We start from the raw sequence: 22,676 nt of genomic DNA, 5'->3' as shown, positions 1-22,676 counted from the left end.
CACGTGGATGGCGACGGTGACGTCGACGTCGGGGCGCAGAAGGGCTTGGACGCAACCCGTCCGGGTGTCCAGGCCAGCTCGGTGACGGTGACCCGGCACCGGGTACGGACGCCGCGCAGTGTCCCCCGGGCGGCGTTCCGTGCGGTCTCCTTGCCGTCAGTCGTGGGGGGCGAAGCGGAGGATCAAGTACAGCGGGCTGCTGGTGTCCGCGGTGGCCGGCGAGACCGTGATCCGCAGACGGCCGCCGGAATCGGTGCTGGTGACCCGCAGGTGCTGTTCCGCGCTGAGCCGTACCGTCATGCCGGGCAGCTGCCAGTGGTCCGGGGTGAGTTGCTCTGCGTGAGGCGTGTAGGCCTCGAAGGTGAGGCTGGTCCGCTCGCCATCGGCGTGGAGCGGGGCGAGCCGTAGGACGCCTGAGGTGTCGACGTCGGCGTCCACGGCCGTGCCCGCCGCCGCGCGCAGCCAGTACACGTCGTCGCCCGTACCCGGGGCGGCCCAGTGGACGGTCACCGGGCAGTACTGCTCTCCCGCGCGGCTCTTCGTACCGCCGGCGTCCTGCGCCCCGATCATGTGACGGGGCCCCAGCCACGAGGTCGCGGTCCTGCGCGGGGCTTCCTCGATGACCGTCGTCACGTGGTGTGGTCCGGTCAAGGCGTTGAGCCGGGCGACAGCGCCGACCGGTGGCATGGCGCCGAGCAGAGCGAAGCAGGGGGCGAAGCACCAGTCGTGTGCCTGTGGACCCGCGCAGGGTCCTGCAGGTGGCAGGGGGGCGCGTTCGCTGCCGGTCACCAGCGCGATCCACAGGCCGGTCAGGGCCGGGTACCGCCGCATATCCATGCCGTAGGTACGGTCGTACGGTCCGACGATGGTGCGCAGGTCCGGGTGATACCGGTCTGCGATCTGGTGCCACAGCTGCTGTTCCATCTGCACACCGAGGCGCCGCAGCGCCTGTGACGGTGCGCAGGCGCGCCACAGGGCGAGGGCGAAGAGGTCCACTCCGTAGTAGGTGGGCGCGTTGAACTCAGGAAAGGTCGATGTGCGGACCCATAGATCGTGTACCTGGCGGGCCAGTCGCTCACCGGCGGTGCGCAGCTGGTGGTTGGTCTGTCGGTGTCCGGCGGCGTCGAACAGGTAGGCGCCCATCAGAGCGATGTTGGTGTAGCTCGGCGCGACCGCCCGGATCAGCGCCCCCTCAGCAGCGAGGGCGAGGGCACGATCGATCCGGTCGATCGCGGAAGCCGGCAGCGAAGGCTCGAACTCGTGCAGGATGAGCAGAAGCGCGCAGCCGATGAACTCGCGCCAGTTCGGGTCGTAGTCGCACCATTCCTCGGCGGTGGGGCCGGGTTCCGGCTCGTCAGGATAATGGCGCCAGGTGCCGTGATGGACGGCGCCGGATCTGTCGAACTGGTGGTCGAGGACGGTCTCCAGTGCCTGCAGGGCTCGCTCAAGGTCTCCCGGAGCACCGCGGGTGAGCAACCCGAGGGCGTACCAGGAGGTCTCGCGGACCATGTGCGACCAGTCCGGATAACTGACCGGTGCGCGCAGCAGATGCACCTTGGGGTCCCAGAGGGTGTCCATCCACGTCGTCGTGGAAGTGATGAGGTGCCGGGCGGTGGAGGACATGCGCCGGCGCAGAGCGCCAGGAAGCGGATCCACCATGCCACCCGCGCTCTCCTCCCGCATGGACCTCTCGCGTCGCTCCACTTCCATGCACCTTCCTGGGGTTGCGGTGCGTGTACGGCTGACGGTGACCGTGGGCTTACCGCGGCAGTGCGTACCGATGCTCCTCGATACGCTCCGACTCCAGACGCTATCGGCGATCAGGATTCGGTAGCGGTAGGACAACGAGTCGGCGGGTGCGAGGGTGAACTCCTCGTGGAAGGCCCGGGGGAAGCCGACCGTGGGCGTGGGCTGGGTGTGGACGAACGGCCGACGACGGTTGGCGTGCCTTGTGAGCAGGCGAGCCCGTGCGGCTCGATTCTTTTGCCATTGAGGTCAGAAACTGACCGCTGTTGCCCCTAGCGTGCTCCTTGCCCGGCGGAACAGGAACTACGGAAGGCAGCGACCATGAGCGAGACCGTGACCGTCAACGAGCTTGCCACCCACGACCTGGCCGACGCGCCGGCCACCACCGGCGAGCGCGCCGACCTCCTGGAGGTGCTCGCCAAGCACCGGCACTTCCTGCGCTTCACCACCCGCGACCTCACCGACGAGCAGGCCGGGCGTCCGACCACTGCCAGCGAGCTGTGCCTGGGCGGCCTGATCAAGCACGTCGCGGCGGCCGAGCGGAACTGGGTGCGGTTCATCCTGGACGGCCCATCGGCGATGGGCGACTTCACCAGCATGACGGAGGCCGATTGGGCCCGGCGGGCCGACGAGTTCCGGATGCTGCCCGGCGAGACGCTGGCCGGTGTGCTGGCCGACTACGCCGAGGTCGCGCGCCTGACCGATGAGTTGGTCGCCGGCCTGCCCGATCTGGACGCCCCCCAGCCGCTACCCAAGGCCCCGTGGTTCGAGCCTGGCGCGCGCTGGTCGGCCCGCCGGGTGCTGATGCACATCATCGCCGAGACCGCCCAGCACGCAGGCCATGCCGATATCATCCGCGAGTCCCTGGACGGCGCCAAGAGCATGGGCTGACCCGGTGCGGTGAGGACGTGCGGTGAGGACGTATCGTCGCAGCACGGCCGGGCTTGGGGCCGTCGGTTGGCCGTCCGAGGCGAATCAACGATGACAGGCGTTGACAACCGACCATCGAATCAGCGCGGGTCAGGATACATGCGCCAGGGAAGGGGTCGGGCACCCGGCAGATCCCCGCGCAGGCCCGCCTGCAACCGGCTCTGAGCCGCATGGATCTGAAGGACAGCAGTCCGCCCCCACGGGAGGGCGGACTGCCAAGCCCACGGGCGACGAGCGGTGCCGGCGGGTTCGATGCCCAGGGGTGGGCTAGAACATCCCGCCATCGACCTGGAGGGTGCGGCCGGTCATGTAGGCCGCGTCGTCGGAGGCGAGGAAGGCGTACCCGGCGGCCACCTCGGACGGCTCCGCGAGCCGCTTGAGGGCGACCTGGACGTTGAGCCACTCGGTCAGTGAGATCTTGCCGACCTGCTCCGGGTGCTGATAGCTGGCTCCGTACTCGGCGGCCATGTCGGTGGCCGTACCGCCGGGGGCGATCGCGTTGATGGTGATCCCCTTCTGCCCGAGTTCCGCGGACAGGTTCAGCACCATCGACTCCACCGCTCCCTTGCTCGCGGCGTACAGGGTATGGGCGAAGATCGCCCGCGAGGCGCTGACGGAGGACGTCAGTACGATCCGGCCGCCTTCCCGCATGTGGGCGGCGGCATGCTGGGCGGCGAACAGCTGCCCGCGGGTGTTGACGGCGAAGACGCGGTCGAAGTCGGCTGGGGTGATCTTGTCCAGGGCGTCGAAGTGCTCGATACCGGCGCAGGACGCGAGGGCGTCCAGGCGTCCGAACTCGGCCACCGCTCGCGCGATCATCGCGGCCGTCTGTTCCGGGTCGGCGACGTCGGCCTGTACGGCGATCGCCCTGCTGCCGTTGCCCGTGAGTTCGGCGACGAGTGCGTCCGCCGCCTCCTTGTTGCCCCTGTAGCCGATCGCCACGGAGGCACCCTCGGCGGCCAGTCGCCTTGCGACGGCGGCGCCTATACCCCGGCTGCCGCCGGTGACCACTGCCGCCTTGCCTTCGAAACGTGCGCTCTGCACGGCTGCCACCACTTCTCTTCTCTCGCGATACGTAGGGGCGCCCGAGGCGAAGGGCCGAAGCGGGCGTCACAGACATCCGCCGCGCCCAAGGCGTCCCCCGAGTACCCCCGATCCGACGTCTTCAGCGTACCCCAACCGCAGGAAATCCTGCACTTAATGCCCAAGGCGGCCACCACTGACGTAGCCTCGACGCGTCCACCAGCACAGACGACGGAGGAAGGCCCCACGGTGACTCGCAGCGCATCCCGAGACGGCGCACCGCGATTGCGGGCAGACGCCGCACGCAACCGCACCCAGATCTTGGCCGCCGCCCGCTCTGCCTTCCGGGAATTGGGCACCGCCGCCCCGCTCGACGAGATCGCCCGCCGCGCGGGGGTCAACATCGCCACGCTCTACCGGCGCTTCCCCGACCGCGACGCCCTCATCCGGCAGGTCGTCATCGACGGCTTCACCCTTGTACTCCAGACCGCTCACGACGCGCTGCAGACCGCATCCCAGGACCCACTGGCCGCCATCGAGGTGATGATGCTGCGCCTGGTCGACCAGCGGGACATGCTCGTCCTACCCCTGATCGGCGGTCCCGTCACCGACGACCCCGAAGCGTTCACACTCCAACGCCAGATCGCAGCCGTCCTGGAAGACATACTGGCCGTCGCCCGCGCCCAGGGTGCAGTCCGTCCCGACGTCACAGCAGTGGACCTGATCACCACCGGAGCGCTCGCCTGCCGTCCCCTGCCCTACCTCCCCGCCGAGCAAGCCACCACCCTCGCCGCTCGCCACCTGCACATCTTCCTCGACGGCCTACGCCCTCACGCCGCCCGGCCGCTCCCCCCGCCCCCCACGCACGAAGACCTCACCGCTCACCTGCACACCACCGAAACCACGGATCGAGGACCCGGCCCCACCGAGGTCTGAACCAGGCCATGGCCCGCGGCGTGCCCGCGCTGCCCGGCGGGAGGCGTCGGCCTGGGACAGCTGCAGCGCCGGCGGCGAAGTTCACAGGTGGCCGGGGGCCGGACGTGCCCGGGATCGCCAGTACGTGTGGCCCGCGGTGCAGCGTCCATGCCAGCCGTACCTGAGCGGGTGTCGCGCCGTGTGCGCGAGGCAGCTGGCGCTGACGAGTTTCAGCAGGTGGGAGATGGCGACCTCGGGACGGACAACACCTGCCGCTCGGGCACGTTCAATGGCGGGCGCTCTCGACGACGTTCGAGCCAGCCTTGCTGAAGAGGGTGAGAGCTTCTTGTTCCGCGGCTGCAAGTAGGGCCAGGGGAGACTCTCCTGGACCGACGAAACCGCCGTACGTGGCGCGTCGCCGCATCGCGAAGGGCGTGTCCATCCAGCCGCGGACGATGAAGGTAAATGAAAGTACCCCCCACCCCTTGCCACTCTCAACCTATAGCGCACCGGGGGGCTTACGGCAAGACCCGGGTCGTGCCGCAGAATCGCTGGCCGAGGCCAGAACCTGCGGAAATGGCAGATTCACGAAGTGCGTGCGCTGTTGTCGGTTCATAGGTCGTGCGGTGACGTCGAGCCGGTGGTGGGACTCGCGCTGCGGTTGCGCGAACTCGGCGCCGAGGTGCGGGTGTGCGCGCCGCCGGACTTCGCGGGAGCGACCGCAGATCGGAGCTGATGAGATGAACCCCCTGACCACCAACGCGTTTGATTTTCCCGACCACCTATTCCCCAAGGCCGAGCCGAGGCTGATCGCCGGCGACGAGCAGCACTTCGCGGCCATCGCGGAGAGCCTCGAGCAGGCGATCGCCGAACTGTCCGACCGCCTCGACGCCGAGCTCAAGGCGCCCGGCGGCATTGGCCGGCAGGCGATGGACCGGGACATGGAGATCCACCGGCTGACCGGTCGCCTGCGCGCCTTGCGTCGCTTCGGTTTGGACCTGTGCCTCGGGCACATCGTCAGCGCAGACAACCCTGAGCCCGTGTACATCGGACGACTTGGCCTCACCGACAGCGCGGGTCGTCGGCTGCTGCTCGACTGGCGCTCCCCCGCGGCTGAGCCGTTCTTCGCGGCGACCCACGCCAACCCGATGGGTCTGGCAAGCCGCCGCAGGTATCGCTGGACCCGCGGCCGGATCAGCGACTACTGGGACGAAGTGTTCACCGCTGACGGTCTTGAAGGGCACGCCGCGCTCGACGACCAGTCTGCCTTCATCGCCAGCCTGGGCAGCAACCGGTCGACCCGAATGCGAGACGTGCTCGCCACCATCCAGGCCGACCAGGACGCCATCATCCGGGCGGGATCCCACGGCGCTCTCGTCGTCGACGGCGGTCCGGGTACGGGGAAGACCGTCGTCGCTCTGCACCGCTCCGCCTACCTCCTCTACTCCGACCCTCGCCTCGGTCACCGTCGGGGCGGCGTGCTGTTCGTCGGTCCGCACCAGCCCTACCTGGCCTACGTCGCCGACGTCCTCCCCAGCCTCGGAGAGGAGGGCGTGCAGACCTGCACCCTGCGAGACCTCGTCGCCGAGGGAGCCGGAGCAGCGATCGAGACCGACCCGAACGTGGCCCTCCTGAAGTCATCCGCGAACATGGTGAAGGCGATCGAGACGGCCGTCAGGTTCTACGAAGAGCCGCCCACCGAGGGGATGACGGTCACGACCGACTGGTCCGACATCTGGCTGAGCGCCGACGATTGGGCCCAGGCGTTCGAAGCACCAGAACCAGGTATTCCGCACAACGAAGCGCGTGACCAGATCTGGGAGGAGCTGCTCACGATCCTGATGGACAAGCACGACGGCGACGTCTCGCCTGACCTGTTCCGCAGGTCGCTGCTGCACAACAAAGAGCTGATCAGGACCCTCAACCGCGCGTGGCCGCTGCTCGAAGCGGCTGACCTCGTCGCAGACCTGTGGTCGGTACCCGCCTACCTGCGGATGTGCGCTCCCTGGCTCAGCCCCGATGACGTTCGGAAGCTGCAACGCCAGGACGCCCAGGCTTGGACGGTGTCCGACCTGCCGCTCCTGGACGCAGCACGGCAGCGGCTCGGCGACCCGGAGACGTCGCGACGAAAGCGTCGGCTGGGCGCCGCTGTCGCCGCCGAACGCGAGCGCATGGTCAACGTCATCGACAACCTGCTCGAGGCCGATGACGATGGTGAAGGTGCGGTGACGATGCTGCGCGGACAGGACCTGCAGGACAGCCTGATCGACGAGACCGCACTGCCCAGCACCGACCCGGAACCTCTCGCCGGCCCGTTCGCGCACATCGTCGTGGACGAGGCTCAGGAACTGACCGACGCAGAGTGGCACATGCTGCTGCTCCGCTGCCCGTCCCGGAGCTTCACCATTGTCGGGGACCGCGCCCAGGCCAGGCACGGGTTCACAGAGTCGTGGCAGGAACGGCTCGAGCGGATCGGGCTCGACCGGATCAACGTGGCCTCCCTGAGCATCAACTACCGGACGCCGGAAGAGGTCATGGCGGAAGCCGAGCTGGTCATCCGAGCCGCGCTCCCGGACGCCAATGTGCCGACCTCCATCCGCAGCAGCGACGTCCCCGTCGTTCACGGATCTGTTCCGGATCTGGACTCGATCCTCGACACCTGGCTCCTCGCGCACGCCGACGGGATCGCCTGCGTCATCGGCGATCCCACGTTCCGGGCGACATCCCGCATCCGGTCGCTGACCCCGGAGCTGTCGAAGGGGTTGGAGTTCGACCTGGTCGTCCTCATCGACCCACAGGCGTTCGGCGAGGGCATCGAAGGAGCGGTCGACCGCTATGTCGCGATGACCCGAGCCACCCAGCAACTCGTGATCCTCACGAGCTCCTGACGTCGGCCCAAGGCAACGCGATCAACGCCCGACGATCATGAGGACCACCACCGAAGGAGTCTGTCTGGGCTTCGCGGTCCGCGCCGGGCTGAGTCGGGCACGGATGACGATCCGGGGGTGGCGAGGTCGACGACCCGGCCGAGTGTGAGCAGGCTCTCGGGCGTTGCGGCGCGCTAGGCGAGGACCGTGGGCTCGGGACCGCGCCACTCTGGTCACTGACCGTGTTTCGAGCATCGCCGCCGTCACAGGCCCGCGGTCGTCACGCACCTGGGCCCGGTGCGCCGGCAGGCGCGGTGGCAGGTGCCGCAATGCCCGCCTTATCCTGTAAGGGCGTTTCCAGCAAGGTCCCTCCACCCCGGTCGGCTGACGCATCTGCACAGTCCCGGTGCGGAACGCCCCGGCGACAGGTGCTGACGACATCGGCTGCACCACGTGCCCCGCTCGCGACGACTGTGAAGACGACTGTGAAGGGGTATGGCGATGGCCGGACCCTCCCTCGGGCCGACTCCGCAGCCGGTGCTGACCCCGCTGACGACCGCGGCGGTCTTCCTGGTAGTGACCGTCGATGCGGGCGGCGAGCCGGTCGCACGGGAGTTGCTCTCTGACCTGCCCGGGTTGCAGAGGGCTGTCGGTTTCCGGGCGCCGAACGGGGCGCTCAGCTGCGTCGCCGGCATCGGGTCATTCGGCAGTGCCGGGCGCGGCGAGTTCGGCACGTACTTCATCGGCTATGCCCGCACCCCCGCGGTGACTGAGACGATGCTGGAGCGCATGTTCCTCGGTGAACCTCCGGCCGCGCACGACCGGATCTTGGACTTCTCCACCGCAGTGACCGGCATGCTGTTCTTCGTACCGGCCGCCGATTTCCTGGAGGACCTCCCCGATCCGCCCGGCGCGGACGCCGCGATCGCGATCGCGATCGCGGGCACGGGCACGGGCACGGGCAGGACGGCACCCGGTCCGCACGCTCCGCACCCGGACGATTCCCTGCGGATCGGCGACATGAAGAGGAGCACCGCCGATGAACAACCTCCACCGTGAACTGGCGCCCATCTCCTCAGCCGCCTGGGCCGACTTGGAGGACGAGGCGCGACGCACCTTCAGGCGCCACGTGGCCGCTCGACGGATCGTCGACGTGCCCGACCCGACCGGTTTCGAACTGTCCGCCGTCGCCACCGGTCATCTGGACGCCGTCGACGCTCCGGCGGAGGGGGTCATCGCCCACACCCGCCGCTCGCAGCCGATCGTCGAGCTGTGCGTTCCGTTCACCCTCGACCGCCGACAGGTCGACGACGTTGCACGCGGAGCCAAGGACGCGGACTGGCAGCCGGTGAAGGACGCCGCCAGGAGGATCGCGTTCGCCGAGGACCGCATGGTGTTCGAAGGGTATGCCGCCGCAGGCATCGCCGGCATACGCAAGAGCTCCTCGAACCCCGCGCTGAGCCTGCCCGCCGATGTGCGCGACTACCCCAACGCCATCAGCCAGGCCGTGACCGCGCTGCGGCTGGCGGGTGTCGGCGGAGCCTACACGCTCGCCCTCAGCGCCGACGCCTTCACCGCCGTCAGCGAGACGTCCGACCACGGCTACCCGATTCACAAGCACATAGCCCGGCTTCTGGACGGCGAGATCATCTGGGCGCCGGCCATCGACGGGGCGTTCCTGCTCTCCACCCGGGGCGGCGACTTCGAACTGCGCATCGGGCAAGACCTGTCCATCGGCTACTTGTCGCACGACGACACCGGCATCCTCCTCTACTTCGAAGAGACGCTCACCTTCCTCATGTACACGAGTGAAGCCGTGGTGACGCTGACGGCAGCACCGCCGTCCGCCGCCTGACGACCACCGCAGCCGGAGGTGATGGAAGTGAAGGTCGGCGTTGTCGGCGTGGGCGCGGTGGGAGCCGCGGCGGTGCTGTCCTTGGTCGAACGCGGGGGAATGTGCCGTCAGATCGTGGTGATCGACAACACCCATCGCGCCGCGGGCGTTGCTGCCGACATGCGCTATGCCGCGCCGCTGTTCCCGGGCGCCGGTGGCGTCCAGCAGATGCACGAGCCCGCCATGACCGCGGACGAGCGCGAGGCGCTGACCCGCAGCGCCGCCGTCCTGCGCGACGCGGCCGAGCAGGCCATCGCGACCGGCACAACCGGCACAACGTGAGCGGTCGTGCCGAGGCCCTTCGACCCGTCACATCAGCTGCCCGCAAAGGCAGCAGCCCTGCTAACCCTCGGACGGACCGTCCGGCGCCGACCGTGGTACCAGGAGCGGCCCCGCAGCGATCAGCATGGCGGCCGTGACGAGCGCGAAGGGGAGCACGCCGGCCCACGTTGGTGCGGCCCGGCGCAAAGTCATGGCCGCCGCAGCACCAGCAATCAGTGCCCCCAGCCTGGCCGGCACCCACCCATCGGGCCGCGCCGAGGCGCTGCCCAGGCCGCGCACGATGTACGTGGCAAGCGTGCCCGTCAGGTACGTCGTGGGGGCGGCGGCCCGGCCGGCCGCGACCATCGCCGCCGCCTGTCCGCCCATCGCCGCCGCCGCCCCGCACTGCAACGCATCCCTGGCCATCTCACCGGGCGCGCCGCCCGAGGCGGCCCAAACTCCCGCGCCCACCGCCAGCAGCACCGCCTCACCCGCCAGGCAGAACATCACGCGCGGCGGCCAGGTCACGCCGGATTCGGCTCGACCGTGGGTCACCCAGGCAACCACCGCCGCGCCCGCGCCGAACCCCGCCAGCGCCAGGAGCGCCGCGGCGACATCCGTACCGCGGGCCCGGCCGATCGCCATGCCCAGCAACGCCAGATTGCTCGTCATGACGCCGGCGAAGACATGGTCGAGCGCGGTGAACGAGATGGCCTCCACCGATCCGGACGCGGCCACCAGCACCACCACCGCGACACGCGTCACCGTCGCCGGGCCACCGCCCAACTCCCTACGAGGCTCCACCGCAGCCCCTTCCCATCGTCGGCCACCGAGCGTAATCGGTCGGATACTCGACCGGAGGCAGGACTGGGTGAAATGCGACGTTCGCACCGAGGACGTGGTGGCTGTGGCGGAACACGCCGTGGCGGTGCAGCGGACGCCCCAGTTCTGGGCGAGTTGGGCGACGATGGACAGGCCCGTGCTGCCGTCCCCGCCGTGCGAACCGCCGACCTGCGCGTGCGGCCGGTACTGAGACGCGGCCACAGGTCCGTGGCACCGTAGGGTCGGCGCTGGGACGTTCCACCGCCCTGCGCCGCTCCGACCATCAGTGGCACAACACGGCGTCGGCGAGCGCAGCACGCGATACAACCAGCAGGGATCGGCCCCGGCCGCACCGCCGCAGCTTCTCGGCCGACCGGAGTTGTCGGCCAGGAGAGCGAACAGCGGGCGATGGCAGCCTGCGGCGCGTCGATGTTGGTGGACGATTGCCGTACGCAACGGAGCTCTGCTGATGAGCTGCTGATGAACCGTTGAGGGACCTTTGAGGGAATGGGACGCTGCAGCGCCCGGCGCTCGGCGTGGGCGCGGCGCCGGGCGGCCGCGAGGGGCCAGGTGAGGGTGGAGTGACGTTCGGACTGGCTTCCAGGAAGACTCACCCGAAGGTTCCGCGGCTTCACGGCGAGGGCGGCAAGTCCCATCTGACCAGCATCGAGGGGCTGGCCGCCCTCTCGCTGGACGCACTGAGCTCGGTGGCGTACGGCCCCGAGGCGATCGTGGTCACGCTGGTGGCCGCCGGGTCAGGGGCCATCACCGCAGCGCTGCCCATCACGCTGGTCATTGCCGGGCTGCTCGGCGTGCTCGTCATCTCCTATTGCCAGGTGATCGCCGTTCACCCGGACGGCGGCGGCGCGTACGCGGTGGCGAAGAAGGATCTCGGCACACGGGTGAGCCTGCTGGCGGCGGCCAGCCTGGTGGTCGACTACACGCTCACCGTCGCGGTGAGTCTCGCCGCAGGCGCCGCCAGCCTCGCATCGGCCTTCCCCCCACTCGCCCATCACCTCCTGCTCATCTGCATGATCGGACTGGCCCTGCTGACCGCCGTGAACCTGCGTGGTGTCGCGGACAGCGCCCGGGCGCTGATGCTGCCGATGGTGCTCTTCGTCGTGAGCGTGCTCGGAGTCGTCATCGTGGGGCTGCTGCGCACCCACCCCGCCGCAGCGGTCGGCACGAACCAGTCCGTCCACGTCACGCAAGCGCTGAGCGTGCTGCTGGTGTTGAAGTCCTTCTCAGCGGGATGTTCCGCGCTGACCGGGGTGGAGGCCATCGCCAACGCCGTGCCGATGTTCCGCACGCCGCGCGTCAAGCGAGCGCAGGCCACCGAACTGATGCTTGGCATGCTGCTCGGCGTCATGCTGATCGGGCTGTCGGTGCTGATCCGCCGTTACCATGTGGCTCCGCGCGGCGGCGTGACGCTCCTGGCCCAGCTGACCGCGGCCGCCTACGGCACCGGCTGGGCGTACTACGCCACCAACCTCCTCGTCACCCTGGTACTCGGCCTCGCCGCCAACACCAGCTTCGGCGGCCTGCCGGTGCTGATGAGCCTGCTCGCCAAGGACCACCGCCTGCCGCATCTGCTCGCGCTGCGTGCGGAACGGCCGGTGCACCGCTATGGCGTCGTCGCCCTGGCCCTGCTGTCCCTCGCGCTGCTGATCGCCGTCGGCGGCGACACCCAGCGGCTGATCCCGCTGTTCGCGATCGGGGTATTCATCGGATTCACCATCAGCCAGGTCGGACTCGTGCGGCACTGGACGAAGCTGCGCCCCGATGGGTGGGTGGTGCGAGCGGTGATCAACGGCACCGGGGCCATGCTCAGCGCCGTCGCGGGCATCGTCCTGCTTGCCACTAAATTCCTCGCCGGAGCCTGGGTCGTCGTCCTCGCGGTTCCGCTGATGATGCTGCTGTTCGCCCGGATCGAGCGCTACTACACCGCCGTCGGCGCCGAGCTCATGCTCGGCCGCATTCCACCACCACCATCCGAAACCACCAGCCTGGTGATCGTTCCCCTGGGCGAGGTGAGCAAGGTCGCCGAACGTGCGATCACCGCTGCGCGCTCCCTGAGTGGCGAGGTCGTCGTGGTGGCGGTCCACTCCGACCCGGCCAAGGCCGATGCCATGCGCGCCGCTTGGGAGCAGTGGAACCCCGGCGTACGGCTCGACATCATCGACAGCCCCCATCACTCGCTGATCCACCCGGTCGTCGACTACGTCGAGCGGGCCGCCCGCGACAACAGGCAGGTCGCGGTGCTCATCCCGCAGGTTGAACCCCGGCACCGCCGCTACCGGATCCTGCAGAACCAGCGGGGCATTCTCCTCGCCACCGTTCTGAGCGCCCGCTGCGACGTCATCGTCTGCCTGCTCCCGTACCACCTGAGCCTGTGATCGACACCGTGCGGCGCGGCGATGGGGGGCGTCCACCCACCGCGCCATGGTCGCGAGATCGTTCATGCCCGGCGTCAGCGCTCACCCGCGAGGTCGAGATCGCGCCGGGCGGCCGGTGCGGCATCCGGCGTCGTGGAGCGGCGCCACGGGTGGGCGATAGGCACGGATACCGCTCGCCACCAAGCGTCTGCGGGGAGCTTCCCAGAAGGCTCGAAGGGTTCGCCGGGCCGGGGGAACGCCACCGCTTGTCCGGCCTCCTCGGCTGCATCCTTCGTCCACTCGCCGGGCTCGGCCCAGGGATGCGGGGCAAGGTTGAAGGTGCCCCAGTGAATCGGCACCATCACACCGTGCGGCTTGTGTCCTTGCAGGTCACGGTGGGCTTGGACTCCCTGCGGTGGCGTCATGTGAATGTCCGGCCAGAAGTCGCTGTACGCGCCGATCTGGATCATCGTGGCGTCGAACGGACCGTGCCGCTCGCCGATCTCCGCGAAGCCGGGGAAGTAGCCGGTGTCGCCACTGTGGTAGATGCGGTGGCCGGGCCCGGCGACCACCCACGATGCCCACAATGTCCGCTGCCTGTTCCTGATCGCGCGCCCGCAGAAGTGGCGTGCCGGGGTCGCGGTGAGGGTGAGGCCCTCGATCTGCACCGTTTCGTTCCAGTCGAGCTCCGCCATCCGGTCCGCCGGCACGCCCCAGCGCTCCAAGTGCGCCCCGACGCCGAGCGGCACGGCGAACACGGTGCCGGTGCGGACGAGTCGGCGGATCGTCGGGAGGTCGAGGTGGTCGTAGTGGTCGTGCGAGATGACCACCGCGTCGAGCGGTCCCAGGTCGCCGAGGGCGCCCAGCGGTAGCGGCGTCGGATGCACGCGGCGCGGTCCGGCGAAGGAGAACGGGGAACATCGTTCGCCCCACACCGGGTCGAACAGCACTCGCCGCCCGTCGATCTCGGCGAGCACGCTGGAGTGACCCATCCAGGTCAGCCGCAGCCCGGTGGCGGGCGGTTCGGCGAGCTCGGCGGCGGTCAGCTGGTGCACCGGGGGCGCTGCGGCAGGCCGTCTGCGCATCCGGTCGGACTTGCGCAGTTGGGTACGGAGGAAGGCCCAGGCCGATCCGCGCGGCAGGGTCTCGACGGCGACGGGGTTGCGGAAAGCGCCGTCGGCGTAGTTCGGCGAGCGCTGGATGCGTGCCCGCCGCTCGCCCTCCGGCTCGGAGCCGAAGGCCCGGGGCCGCCACCTGCCGGTCATGGACCGCCGGCCCGTCATGAGCGCTGCCTCGGCTGGCCGTAGGCGCGCTCGACGTGCAGCCGCATGACGACGCGCCTGTCCCTGACCATCGCCGCGCGGTACTCGTGCCAGTCCGGGTGTTCACCGCGCATCGCGCGGTAGAGCTCGACGAGTTCGTCGACGGCCGCATCATGCGGTTCCGCGGCGACGGCCGACAGTTCGGCGGTGCCCTCCGCGACCGTCCACGACCAGCGGTCGGCGGTCGTGACGTGGTAGCCGGCGCGTGGGTCGCGTCGCAGATTGCGCGTCTTGGCACGATCATCGGTGACGGAGACGCGGATGATCCGTTCCTTGGGGTCGTATGCGTGGATGACGTTGGACAGCTGCGGTCGCCCATCGCTCTTGAGGGTGACAAGGACCCCGCCGTCCACTTCGGTGAGCAGCTGCAGCAGCGCATCCTGGCGCTCGTCGATTCCCGTCATGCCCGCTCAACGCACGGCCGGGACCAGGTGTTCCGCTCGTCACCCGTCCAGGCCACTCACCCTGAGGGTGATGTTCAGCCGTCCGGTCAGACCGAGCTCCGGCGGTGCCGTACCCGGGCGGGTGCGGGGCACTCCGTGATAGGCGAGACGGGAGGGCCCGCCGAAGACGAACAGGTCGCCGCTTCGCAGCTCGACATCGGTCCACGGACGAGTGCGGGTCTCGGTGTTCCCGAACCGGAAGACGCAGGTGTCGCCGAGGCTCAGCGACACCACCGGTGCGTCGGACCACTCGTCGCTGTCGCGGTGCAGGCCCATCGAGGCACCCGCGTCGTAGAAGTTGACGAGCGCGATGTCGTACGGCTCGGTGCTCGCCCGCCCGTAAGCTTCCGCCACAGCCTTGCGTGCGAGATCGCCGAGCCACGGCGGGAACGGTTTGACGGGCTCGCCCCCGCCGTCGGCGACGGTACGCGCGTACCCGTACGGGAACCAGTGCCAGCCCAGGCAGACCTGCCGCACCGACATCTCGCCGCCGTGTGGCATGCGCACCGTCCGCAGCCCGGCAGGCGGCCGGGCCCATGCACGGCATGCCGTCACCAGCTCGCGCTGGGCTGCGAGGTCGAGCCAGTCGGGCACATGGACGGCTCCGGTGGCAAGGTCCATGCTGCCGCGCGGAAACAGTTCGCCGTTCATCCTCTCCTCGTCTTCCCGCTCTCCTCGCCTCCCGGCGCATTAGTAGTCAAATATTCTACCATTTCTTCATTTTTGATGAATGCACCCGCCCTGGGTATGGTTGGCTGCCGCATTGCTCGTGATGGCCGGTCAGGAAAACAGGCGTTCCACGGCACGTGACGGCACGTCCAATGATTTCTGTCACAGAGAGGCGTGGAATGCCGCGCAGTGCCTCCGTCCCGGCACCCCTGCAATGTGAAATCGAAGAACTCTGGAAACGGCGAGCCGAGCTGACCGCGGATGATCCCGCCGCTCTCGCCGCCGTCAAAGAGGCGATAAACCTTCTGGACACCGGAGTGGCTCGGGTCGCCGAGCTCGTCGACGGCGACGTCGTGGTCCACGAATGGCTGAAGACAGCAATTCTTCTGCTGTACAAGCTGGCCCGCCCCTCGGAGAGCGGCTTCGGGCCGTTCGAGTGCGCGGACCGGATTCCGCTGAAGTCCGGAATCGCCGGCTCCGGCGTGCAGGTGTCGCCCGGCGCCGTCATCCGATGGGGCAGCTACCAGGCCCCGGGCGTCGTGGTGATGCCCAGTCATATCGGCATCGGCTCCTACGTCGGCGAAGGCACCTTGGTCGACTCGTGGGTCGGCATCGGCTCCTGCGCCCAGATCGGCCGAAACGTTCACCTCTCCGGCGGCGTGGGCATCGGCGGGATGATCGAGCCTCCGACCGCCAGGCCCGTGGTCATCGAGGACGGTGCCTTCGTCGGCGCCCGATCCATGATCTACAGCGGCGCCCGGGTCGGCGCGGGCGCGGTGCTCGGGGCGGGCGCGCTGCTCACCGACTCGATCCCCGTGATCGACGCCGCGACCGGCGCCGAGCTCGGCAGGGGCGAGGTCCCCGCGTGGACGGTCGCCGTTCCCGGCACCCGGCCCCGCGAGTTCGCCGGCGGCACCTTCGGCCTGCCGTGCGTTCTCGTGATCAAGCGCCTAGAACCCGGTCAGCGCCACGACAAGGCAATGCTCAACGACGTCCTGCGCGAAAAGGCGCCGCACATCTGAAAACGTGCGCCGGAAAGCGTGCGCCGGGCCATCAGATCCGGCGCCCCGTTCCGCCGCTGCGCGAGCGGCACGCCGCCAGGCGCGAACCGCCCGGCCCTCCGTCCTCTCGCGCTCTTCCGACAACTCCCGACACAATCGCTCAAGGAGTATCCGCCTTGTTCTGCCACGCAGTTGCCCCGCTTCTCGCGAAACACCGCGGACTCGAAGACCTGCATTCCCGGATCACGGCCTTCCTCGACAGCCGGCTGCCGACGCCGCTCACGGAGGACGATCCCCGACCCGACTGGCTGACGCTGCGCCGGGAAGCCGCGCAAGCCGGGCTCACCGGCCTGGACGTCGCGTCCTCGGGGGCACCCTGGCAGTCCGGGCGTGTCGCCCAGGGGCTCGCGATGTTCCTGGCCGGGCGACGGGACTGCGACGCACGCGAACTGTTCAGCTCGGGTCACGGCGCGATGGCTCTGCGCCACGGAACACCCGACGTCGTCCGTCAGGTCCGCGAACGCGTCGTCGTCGAGGGCCAGTTGGCCGGCGTCGCGTCCAGCGAGCCGCACTCCGGCTCCGACCTGGGCGGTCTGCGGACGGTGGCGCTCGACCATGGCGACCATCTCGTGCTCTCCGGCACGAAAGGTCTGATCAGCAGGGTCGAGGAGGCGACGGGCTTCGTCGTCTTCTGCAAGATCGTCGAGCCTGGCGCAGCGGAGACGCGCGACCTGCGCGAGGTGCCGCTCTCCGCGGTGTGGCTGCCCATGGACGCCACGGGCGTCCTGACCGAGACCACGGTCCCTTTGGGCATGAGGGGCTGGAGCTTCGGACACCTGCACCTCGTCGACGTACGCCTGGGCAAGGACTGCCTGCTCGCGGCCCCCGGTGACGGCCGCCGCATCTTCGACACGCACTTCTCCGCGTGGCGGGTGATGATGGCCCTGGTCTGCCTCGGCGCCGCCGACGCCGCGATCACGGAGTCCGCCGCACGTGCGCAGGCGCGGTCCGTCGGCCGCTCCTCGCTCGCCTCCATACCCTCCGTCGCCGCCAGACTGGGCGCCGCAGCGGCCGAGATCGAGGCGGCCACCGCGTGGTGCTTCTCCCTCCTCGAACGGATCGACCAGGACGACATCGACGTCCCCGGCTGTTCCGCCGCAAAGGCGTTCGCCACGGACGCCGCCTTCCGCGCCGTCGACCTCGCCCTCCAGTTGCACGGCAGCGAGGGCTACACCTCCCGCACCCCGATGGAGAAGCGGCTGCGCGACATCCGCGGACTGCGCATCGCGGACGGCCCGAACGACACCCTCTACAGCGTGCTGGCGCACTCGTTGATGACCCGCACCAGCGGGCGTACGGCGCAGTCCGGGGTGCTCACACCCCGCTGACCGCTCGGCCCCCTACCGGCGCTGCTCCGTACGGCCGCAGCACGCCGTCGCGGCCGTCGCGGTGAAGTGGTCGCGCAACGGGCCGACGTCGAGGCCGCGGCGGGCGCAGGTGTCGAGGAGCAGCGGAAGTGCTCCGAGGGTGGAGCGCCAGGCGCCCGGGGCCGATGTGCAGTCGGAGTCGTGGAGCAGGATGGTGCCGCCGCCTCGCAGATCGGCGGTGACCGTGCGGTGGACGGAGTGCGGCGTGGCCTTGCGGGTCCAGTCCTCGCCCCAGCACGTCCACAGCACTGGGGTGAGCCCGAGGCGGCGCGCGGAGACGTGCGCCGCCGTGCTCATCACGCCGTACGGAGGGCGGAAGAGCCGGGGCGGCTCTCCGATGATCTCGGCGACGCCGTCGCGCGCCCGGGCGAAGTCGTCGTAGGTGGCGCGCGGGCCGCGCAACACCAGCGGCCGGTGAAGCCAGCCGTGGATGCCGATCTCGTGCCCGGCGGCGGCCATCTCCTTCAGCAGCCCCGGCGATCTGCGGGCCATGGAACCGAGGACGAAGAAGGTGACACGGATCCCGTGGTCGTCCAGCACTTTGAGGAAGAACGGGGTGGACAGCGGGTCCGGGCCGTCGTCGAAAGTGAGCGCCACGTGGTCGGCGCGGCCGGCACCGGACAGGCCGGGCATGAGCCGGTTGCGCAGCGGACCCAAGGTGGAGACGACGGGGGCGGCGTGGACTGCGGCGAGGGCGGGCAGCGCCGCGCAGCCGGCCTTGAGTGCCGTGCGGGCCAGGCGGGCTGCTGCTGTCATAGGACGGTCCAAGGGGTGAGACGGCGGGTGGGCAGTGTGCGGGCGGCGGCCCGCCCGGGCGCTCAGCGGTCCAGGGCCGCGTGAATGAGGTTGTATCCACTGTGCGCCACCGCGGCCTCAGCCGCGTCGGGAACGAACCACCAGGTGGCGAAGAGTGTGGCGGCGATGCCGACGGCGGCGCCGAAGCGTGAGGGGCGGCGGACCTTGAGCGGCCGCACGGCTTCGGCCCCAGCTCCGGCCACGGCTCCGGCGAAGGCATGCGAAGGAGCCTCGTCCGGTGCCGTACGCGGTCCGGGGATCAGCCGCTTGACATCACCGGCGGCCGGTTCGGCGGCCGCGACCGTCCGTCGTTCCACCGTGCGGAGTACCGCCGCGACGGGACCTGCCGCGGGGTCGGCGGTGAACAGGTCGAGCGCTGCTTCGCGCTGGGCGTGGCCGCGCGGCCCGTCGAGCAGTTCGGTGAGGATGGGCTTGAGCTGTTCGGGGGTACGGATCCACACCGCGAGCCCGGCCTCGTCGAGCGCGGCGGCGTTGGTGCGGCCGTGGCCGGGGATACAGCCGTAAGAGGCGACCGGCAGGCCGCTGGCGAAGGCTTCCAGCGAGCTGAGGCCACCGGCGTTCTGAACGAGGACGTCGGAGGCGTGCATCAGGCCGGGCATGTCGTCGACCCAGCCGAAGGCGTGCTCGATGCCGGAGGCGCGCAGCCGCTCGGCGAGGGCGGTGTTGCGGCCGCAGACGACGACGGGGACCGCGGCACCGGTGTCCCGGATCTCGAAGGCCGCCTGCTCCACGGGTCCGACGCCCCACGAACCCGCCACGAGCAGAGCGAGCGGCGCGCGCTCGGGCAGCCCGAAGCGGGCCCGTGCGGCTCGCCGCTCGTGTTCGGTGGCCGGGGTGAACCGGGGGTTGACGACGGGGCCGGTCTCGAGGACGCCGGCCGCACCGAGTGCACGCGCCTGACCGGCGGGGACCGCGTGCGCGGCGAGATGGACGTCGATGCCCGCCGCCACCCACAGCGGGTGCACGGAGAAGTCGGTGAGGTAGGTGAAGACGGGGACGTTCAGGCGACCGCTGCGGCGCAGCGCGCCGAGCACCTGGCTGGCGCCGAAGTAGGTGGAGACGACGGCGCGGGTGTCCGCGGGCAGCGCCCGCAGGGTGCGCCGTTCGGCGGTGCGCAGCACGGCGCGGACGCCGGGGCCTACTTGACCGTGGCGCTCGGTGGAGGCGTAGATGCGCTGGTAGCCGGAGGGCACCAGGGTCAGCAGCCGGTGGTAGCCGGCGCAGACCGCCTTCCCGATGCGGGCGGGCAGCAGGTCGAGGAAGTCGTGCCGCTCGACGATGTGACCGGAATCACGCAAGCGGCGGGCAAGTTCCGCCGCGGCTCCGTCGTGGCCCGCGCCGACGCTCGCGGAGACGATCACGATGCGCCCCGGATCCGTGCCCGCTGGGCTGTCGAGGTACGACACGACCGACCTGCCTTCAGTTCCGTCGAGGGTATGCACTGCACCAATGCCTGGGTATATCCCTAGCCGGGTGCCGGCGCGACGCGGCCCGGTGCGGGCACGCGGAACTCTACATCGTGTAGTAGTTGATGTCGGCTCCCAGGCCGGATCGATCGGCTCAAGGGGGCCGGACTGCACCCGGTCCGGTGGAGGACCAGGTGCTGAAGAGCGTACAAGACCGGGTAAATTGCGGGTCTGATCGATCAGGTCGCTCGCCCGGAGGCCCGGGAGGGGCGACGAGGAGGCAGGTGACGTGAGGGGCGGCGAGGACCACGCGACGCGCAGAAAGGGGCGCCGGGCGGCCGGGCAGCTCGAAGCCGGCGTGCTGGCGGCGCTCTGGGCGGCCGACCGGCCGCTGACGGCCGCGCAGGTCAAGGACCAGCTCCCCGGCCACCTCGCGTACACCACGGTGCTGACGATCCTTTCGCGGCTGTACGACAAAAGGATGCTGACCCGTCATCGGGCGGGACGCGGCTATGCGTACACGCCGGTGGACGACGAGGCCACGCACACCGCCGACCAGATGCGGTCGCTGCTCGAACACGGTCCTGACCGCGCCGCCGTGCTGTCGCGTTTCGTCTCCGAACTCTCCGCGCAGGACGAGCGGTTGCTGCACCAGTTGCTGGCCGAGCACGAACAGCCCTGAACGGCTCCTGAACCGGCCGCTCATGAGCCACTGAACCGGCCGCAGGCGTCTCGCAGGTGAACGCACGAGGAGCGTCGGGTGAACAACGGTGCGAGGCTGTCTGATCGTCTACGCGCTGTAGTACGTTCTCCGTGCCCGGCGCTTTGCGGCGCACCTGTTCTGCGGGCCGCGACCCCCTCCGACGTGAAGGCCGTTGATGTCTGTCCTGACCTACCCCGAAGCCATCGGCGTCGGCCTGCTCCAAGGCGTCACCGAACTGTTCCCGGTCTCCAGCCTCGGTCACAGCATCCTCGTTCCCGCCCTGCTCGGCGGGCAGTGGAAGCGGGACCTGAACGTCTCCGCGGACGGGTCGCTTTACCTCAACGAACTGGTCGGCCTCCACCTCGCCACCGCGCTCGCACTGGTCGCGTACTTCTGGCGGGACTGGATACGGGTGATCCGCGGGCTGATCAGCTCCATAGCCCAGCGGCGCATCGCCACCGTCGACCAGCGGCTGGCGTGGCTGCTCGTCATGGCCACCATCCCCGTCGGCATCGCCGGAGTCGCGCTGGACAAGGTCTTCCGCACCATGCTCGGCCAGCCCGTTCCCACCTCCGTCTTCCTCGCCCTCAACGGCGTCGTGCTCTTCCTCACCGAACAGCTGCGGCGCGGCGGCACGGGCCGCAGGCGCGCCGGAGCCTCGGTCGCGCCCGGCGAGGAAGACCTCTCTGCGGACGAGCTCTCGGACCGGCGCATCACCCGGCTCTCCATCCCGCACGCGATGCTGATCGGCTCGGCCCAGATCCTCGCCTTGCTGCCGGGCATCAGCCGCTCCGGCTCGACCATCAGCGCGGGCATCTTCCGCGGCCTGAATCACGAGGACTCGGCGCGCTTCGCCTTCCTCCTCGCCACACCCGTCATCGGCGGCGCGGCCCTGCTCAAGCTGCCTCCGCTGCTGGGTCCTGCCGGCAACGGCCTGCGCGGGCCGCTGCTCGTCGGCAGCGTCGCCGCCTTCATCGCCGCCTACCTCGCGACGCGCTACCTGGTGCGGTACTTCGAGAACCGCACCCTGATCCCGTTCGCCGTCTACTGCACGCTGGCGGGGCTCGGCAGCCTGGTGTACTTCACCATCGGCTGACCGGCCCGCCCTCCACGGGACGGACGCGGGAGTTCAGTGGTCTATTTCCTTGCGGGTGACGCGGCGCAGCCGGGCACGCTGCGGCTTGTCGAGCAGCAGGTAGCCGCCGACCGGCACCCCCACGATGATCAGCAGGGCGGCCCACCACGGCAGCACCCACAGCAGCACGAGACCGACCGCCACACCCCCGCCGGTGTACCTGGCGCGCTTCGACATCGCTCAGCCCTCCATCCGCGGCCCAAGGAGGCCGCATCGCGGACTCATAGTCCGCCTGCCTGTAAGAACGCCGCCGGCGGCCGGTCAGTTCCCGCACGGCCCCGCCCCGGCCCCTCTTCGGAGCGGAGCTCAGGCCAGCGAGGCGGTGAGCGAGATCTGTGTCCCCGAGAGCGCCCGGCTGACCGGGCAGTTTGCCTTGGCGTCCTCGGCCGCCTTGATGAATCCGGGCTCGTCCAGCCCCGGCACCTCGCCCCTGACCGTGAGGTGGATGCCCGTGATTCCGGTGCCCGGCTGGAAGGTGACGTCGGCCCGCGTGTCGAGGCGTGTCGGCGGCGTACCCGCCTGGGCCAGCCCGTGCGAGAGGGCCATGGACAAGCAGCTGGAGTGCGCGGCGGCGATGAGCTCCTCGGGGCTGGTCCTGCCGTTCGGCTGCTCGGAGCGCGACGCCCAGGTCACGGGATATTCACCCACCCCGGAGGAGTCGAGGGTGACGGTGCCGCGTCCTTCGAGCAGGTTGCCGTTCCAGACGGTGTGCGCAGTACGTGTCGTGGCCACGATGAGTCCTCTCCCGATGTCGCTGCGTATCGGATGTCCATACCGATCATCCGCCACGCATCGCGGATCTCGACGCATTGCGATGTCTGTGTGGAGAATCACTCGACTCTGAGAGCGTTCACAGCCGATTCTCATGGTCGGTGTCGATGATCGTCCAGCGAGGGCAATCCGCTCCCCGCACCGGCAGGA

22 protein-coding genes and 1 pseudogene are annotated in these 22,676 nt (G+C 70.0%); 12 read left to right on the top strand and 11 right to left on the bottom strand.

Annotation, left to right across the window (positions count from 1 at the left end; all coding sequences use genetic code 11):
* Nucleotides 1-156: 156 nt before the first annotated feature.
* Nucleotides 157-1,710, bottom strand: a complete 1,554-nt coding sequence (locus NGB36_RS18135) for a DUF8769 domain-containing protein (RefSeq protein WP_255921360.1) — start codon at nt 1,708-1,710, stop codon at nt 157-159.
* A 357-nt stretch (nt 1,711-2,067) separates the two neighbouring features.
* Between NGB36_RS18135 and NGB36_RS18130 the strand changes: the two genes are divergently transcribed.
* On the top strand, nt 2,068-2,637 hold the full coding sequence (locus tag NGB36_RS18130; RefSeq protein ID WP_255921359.1) for a DinB family protein: 570 nt from the start codon (nt 2,068-2,070) through the stop codon (nt 2,635-2,637).
* A 306-nt stretch (nt 2,638-2,943) separates the two neighbouring features.
* On the opposite strand, the gene NGB36_RS18125 is transcribed toward NGB36_RS18130, so the two are convergent.
* Nucleotides 2,944-3,720, bottom strand: coding sequence for an SDR family NAD(P)-dependent oxidoreductase (locus NGB36_RS18125; RefSeq protein ID WP_255921358.1), 777 nt, complete (start codon nt 3,718-3,720; stop codon nt 2,944-2,946).
* A gap of 228 nt (nt 3,721-3,948) precedes the next feature.
* Here NGB36_RS18125 and NGB36_RS18120 point away from each other — a divergent pair, with 228 nt between their 5' ends.
* On the top strand, nt 3,949-4,635 hold the full coding sequence (locus tag NGB36_RS18120; RefSeq protein ID WP_255921357.1) for a TetR/AcrR family transcriptional regulator: 687 nt from the start codon (nt 3,949-3,951) through the stop codon (nt 4,633-4,635).
* Here NGB36_RS18120 and NGB36_RS18115 read toward each other — a convergent pair.
* A pseudogene (locus NGB36_RS18115) lies at nt 4,574-4,825 on the bottom strand (hypothetical protein); the annotation flags it as partial. The gene NGB36_RS18120 and the pseudogene NGB36_RS18115 overlap by 62 nt on opposite strands.
* 381 nt (nt 4,826-5,206) lie before the next feature.
* Between NGB36_RS18115 and NGB36_RS18110 the strand changes: the two are divergent.
* The 5 genes from NGB36_RS18110 (at nt 5,207) to NGB36_RS18090 (ending at nt 9,657) form a co-directional block, all read left to right on the top strand.
* A complete protein-coding gene (locus NGB36_RS18110) occupies nt 5,207-5,350 on the top strand; it encodes a hypothetical protein (protein WP_255921406.1) in 144 nt (47 codons plus the stop codon).
* A gap of 4 nt (nt 5,351-5,354) precedes the next feature.
* Nucleotides 5,355-7,502 carry an RNA polymerase recycling motor ATPase HelR gene (gene helR / locus NGB36_RS18105; RefSeq protein ID WP_255921356.1) on the top strand — a complete coding sequence of 716 codons (2,148 nt, stop codon included), beginning with the start codon at nt 5,355-5,357 and terminating at the stop codon, nt 7,500-7,502.
* A gap of 480 nt (nt 7,503-7,982) precedes the next feature.
* The gene (locus NGB36_RS18100) at nt 7,983-8,540 is read left to right on the top strand and encodes a Dyp-type peroxidase domain-containing protein (protein WP_255921355.1); all 558 of its coding nucleotides are present in this window, start codon (nt 7,983-7,985) and stop codon (nt 8,538-8,540) included.
* Nucleotides 8,521-9,336, top strand: a complete 816-nt coding sequence (locus tag NGB36_RS18095) for a family 1 encapsulin nanocompartment shell protein (protein WP_255921354.1) — start codon at nt 8,521-8,523, stop codon at nt 9,334-9,336. The genes NGB36_RS18100 and NGB36_RS18095 overlap by 20 nt, the downstream gene beginning before the upstream one ends.
* Before the next feature lie 27 nt (nt 9,337-9,363).
* Entirely contained in the window at nt 9,364-9,657 is a 294-nt protein-coding gene (locus tag NGB36_RS18090) for a hypothetical protein (protein ID WP_255921353.1), read from the top strand.
* Between the two features lie 60 nt (nt 9,658-9,717).
* Here the strand turns inward: NGB36_RS18090 and NGB36_RS18085 are convergent, their stop codons facing one another.
* On the bottom strand, nt 9,718-10,440 hold the full coding sequence (locus NGB36_RS18085; RefSeq protein WP_255921352.1) for a DUF1275 family protein: 723 nt from the start codon (nt 10,438-10,440) through the stop codon (nt 9,718-9,720).
* A gap of 599 nt (nt 10,441-11,039) precedes the next feature.
* On the opposite strand from NGB36_RS18085, the gene NGB36_RS18080 reads away from it, so the two are divergent.
* On the top strand, nt 11,040-12,854 hold the full coding sequence (locus NGB36_RS18080) for an APC family permease (RefSeq protein ID WP_255921351.1): 1,815 nt from the start codon (nt 11,040-11,042) through the stop codon (nt 12,852-12,854).
* 74 nt (nt 12,855-12,928) lie between these two features.
* On the opposite strand, the gene NGB36_RS18075 is transcribed toward NGB36_RS18080, so the two are convergent.
* The 3 genes from NGB36_RS18075 to NGB36_RS18065 are packed head-to-tail and all read right to left on the bottom strand — an operon-like array spanning nt 12,929 to nt 15,249.
* Complete coding sequence (locus tag NGB36_RS18075; RefSeq protein WP_255921350.1) at nt 12,929-14,098, bottom strand: MBL fold metallo-hydrolase; 1,170 nt, start codon at nt 14,096-14,098, stop codon at nt 12,929-12,931.
* 14 nt (nt 14,099-14,112) lie between these two features.
* Nucleotides 14,113-14,559, bottom strand: a complete 447-nt coding sequence (locus NGB36_RS18070) for a PPOX class F420-dependent oxidoreductase (RefSeq protein ID WP_255921349.1) — start codon at nt 14,557-14,559, stop codon at nt 14,113-14,115.
* A 39-nt stretch (nt 14,560-14,598) separates the two neighbouring features.
* Entirely contained in the window at nt 14,599-15,249 is a 651-nt protein-coding gene (locus tag NGB36_RS18065; RefSeq protein WP_255921348.1) for an alpha-ketoglutarate-dependent dioxygenase AlkB family protein, read from the bottom strand.
* 197 nt (nt 15,250-15,446) lie between these two features.
* Between NGB36_RS18065 and NGB36_RS18060 the strand changes: the two genes are divergently transcribed.
* On the top strand, nt 15,447-16,289 hold the full coding sequence (locus NGB36_RS18060) for a 2,3,4,5-tetrahydropyridine-2,6-dicarboxylate N-succinyltransferase (protein WP_255921347.1): 843 nt from the start codon (nt 15,447-15,449) through the stop codon (nt 16,287-16,289).
* Between the two features lie 155 nt (nt 16,290-16,444).
* On the top strand, nt 16,445-17,656 hold the full coding sequence (locus NGB36_RS18055) for an acyl-CoA dehydrogenase family protein (protein ID WP_255921346.1): 1,212 nt from the start codon (nt 16,445-16,447) through the stop codon (nt 17,654-17,656).
* Between the two features lie 12 nt (nt 17,657-17,668).
* Here NGB36_RS18055 and NGB36_RS18050 read toward each other — a convergent pair whose 3' ends face one another.
* Nucleotides 17,669-18,451 (bottom strand): polysaccharide deacetylase family protein, encoded by a 783-nt coding sequence (locus NGB36_RS18050; protein WP_255921345.1) that lies wholly within the window; start codon nt 18,449-18,451, stop codon nt 17,669-17,671.
* A 62-nt stretch (nt 18,452-18,513) separates the two neighbouring features.
* Nucleotides 18,514-19,917: a glycosyltransferase family protein gene (locus NGB36_RS18045; protein WP_255921344.1), complete on the bottom strand. Its 1,404-nt coding sequence runs from the start codon at nt 19,915-19,917 to the stop codon at nt 18,514-18,516.
* Between the two features lie 289 nt (nt 19,918-20,206).
* Here NGB36_RS18045 and NGB36_RS18040 point away from each other — a divergent pair, with 289 nt between their 5' ends.
* Together NGB36_RS18040 and NGB36_RS18035 are read left to right on the top strand one after the other, a co-directional pair.
* Nucleotides 20,207-20,599, top strand: a complete 393-nt coding sequence (locus NGB36_RS18040) for a BlaI/MecI/CopY family transcriptional regulator (protein ID WP_255921343.1) — start codon at nt 20,207-20,209, stop codon at nt 20,597-20,599.
* A gap of 196 nt (nt 20,600-20,795) precedes the next feature.
* Entirely contained in the window at nt 20,796-21,716 is a 921-nt protein-coding gene (locus NGB36_RS18035; protein ID WP_255921342.1) for an undecaprenyl-diphosphate phosphatase, read from the top strand.
* Nucleotides 21,717-21,749: 33 nt separating this feature from the next.
* Here the strand turns inward: NGB36_RS18035 and NGB36_RS18030 are convergent, their stop codons facing one another.
* Nucleotides 21,750-21,932 carry a tail-anchor membrane protein gene (locus tag NGB36_RS18030; protein ID WP_255921341.1) on the bottom strand — a complete coding sequence of 61 codons (183 nt, stop codon included), beginning with the start codon at nt 21,930-21,932 and terminating at the stop codon, nt 21,750-21,752.
* A gap of 129 nt (nt 21,933-22,061) precedes the next feature.
* Entirely contained in the window at nt 22,062-22,487 is a 426-nt protein-coding gene (locus NGB36_RS18025) for an OsmC family protein (protein WP_255921340.1), read from the bottom strand.
* Nucleotides 22,488-22,676: the final 189 nt, after the last annotated feature.

Origin of the sequence: Streptomyces humicola (assembly GCF_024436035.1) — a bacterium.
GTDB lineage: Bacteria > Actinomycetota > Actinomycetes > Streptomycetales > Streptomycetaceae > Streptantibioticus_B > Streptantibioticus_B humicola.
Note: the sequence above shows the minus strand (reverse complement) of the source record. Positions and strands in the feature narration are given on the sequence as shown.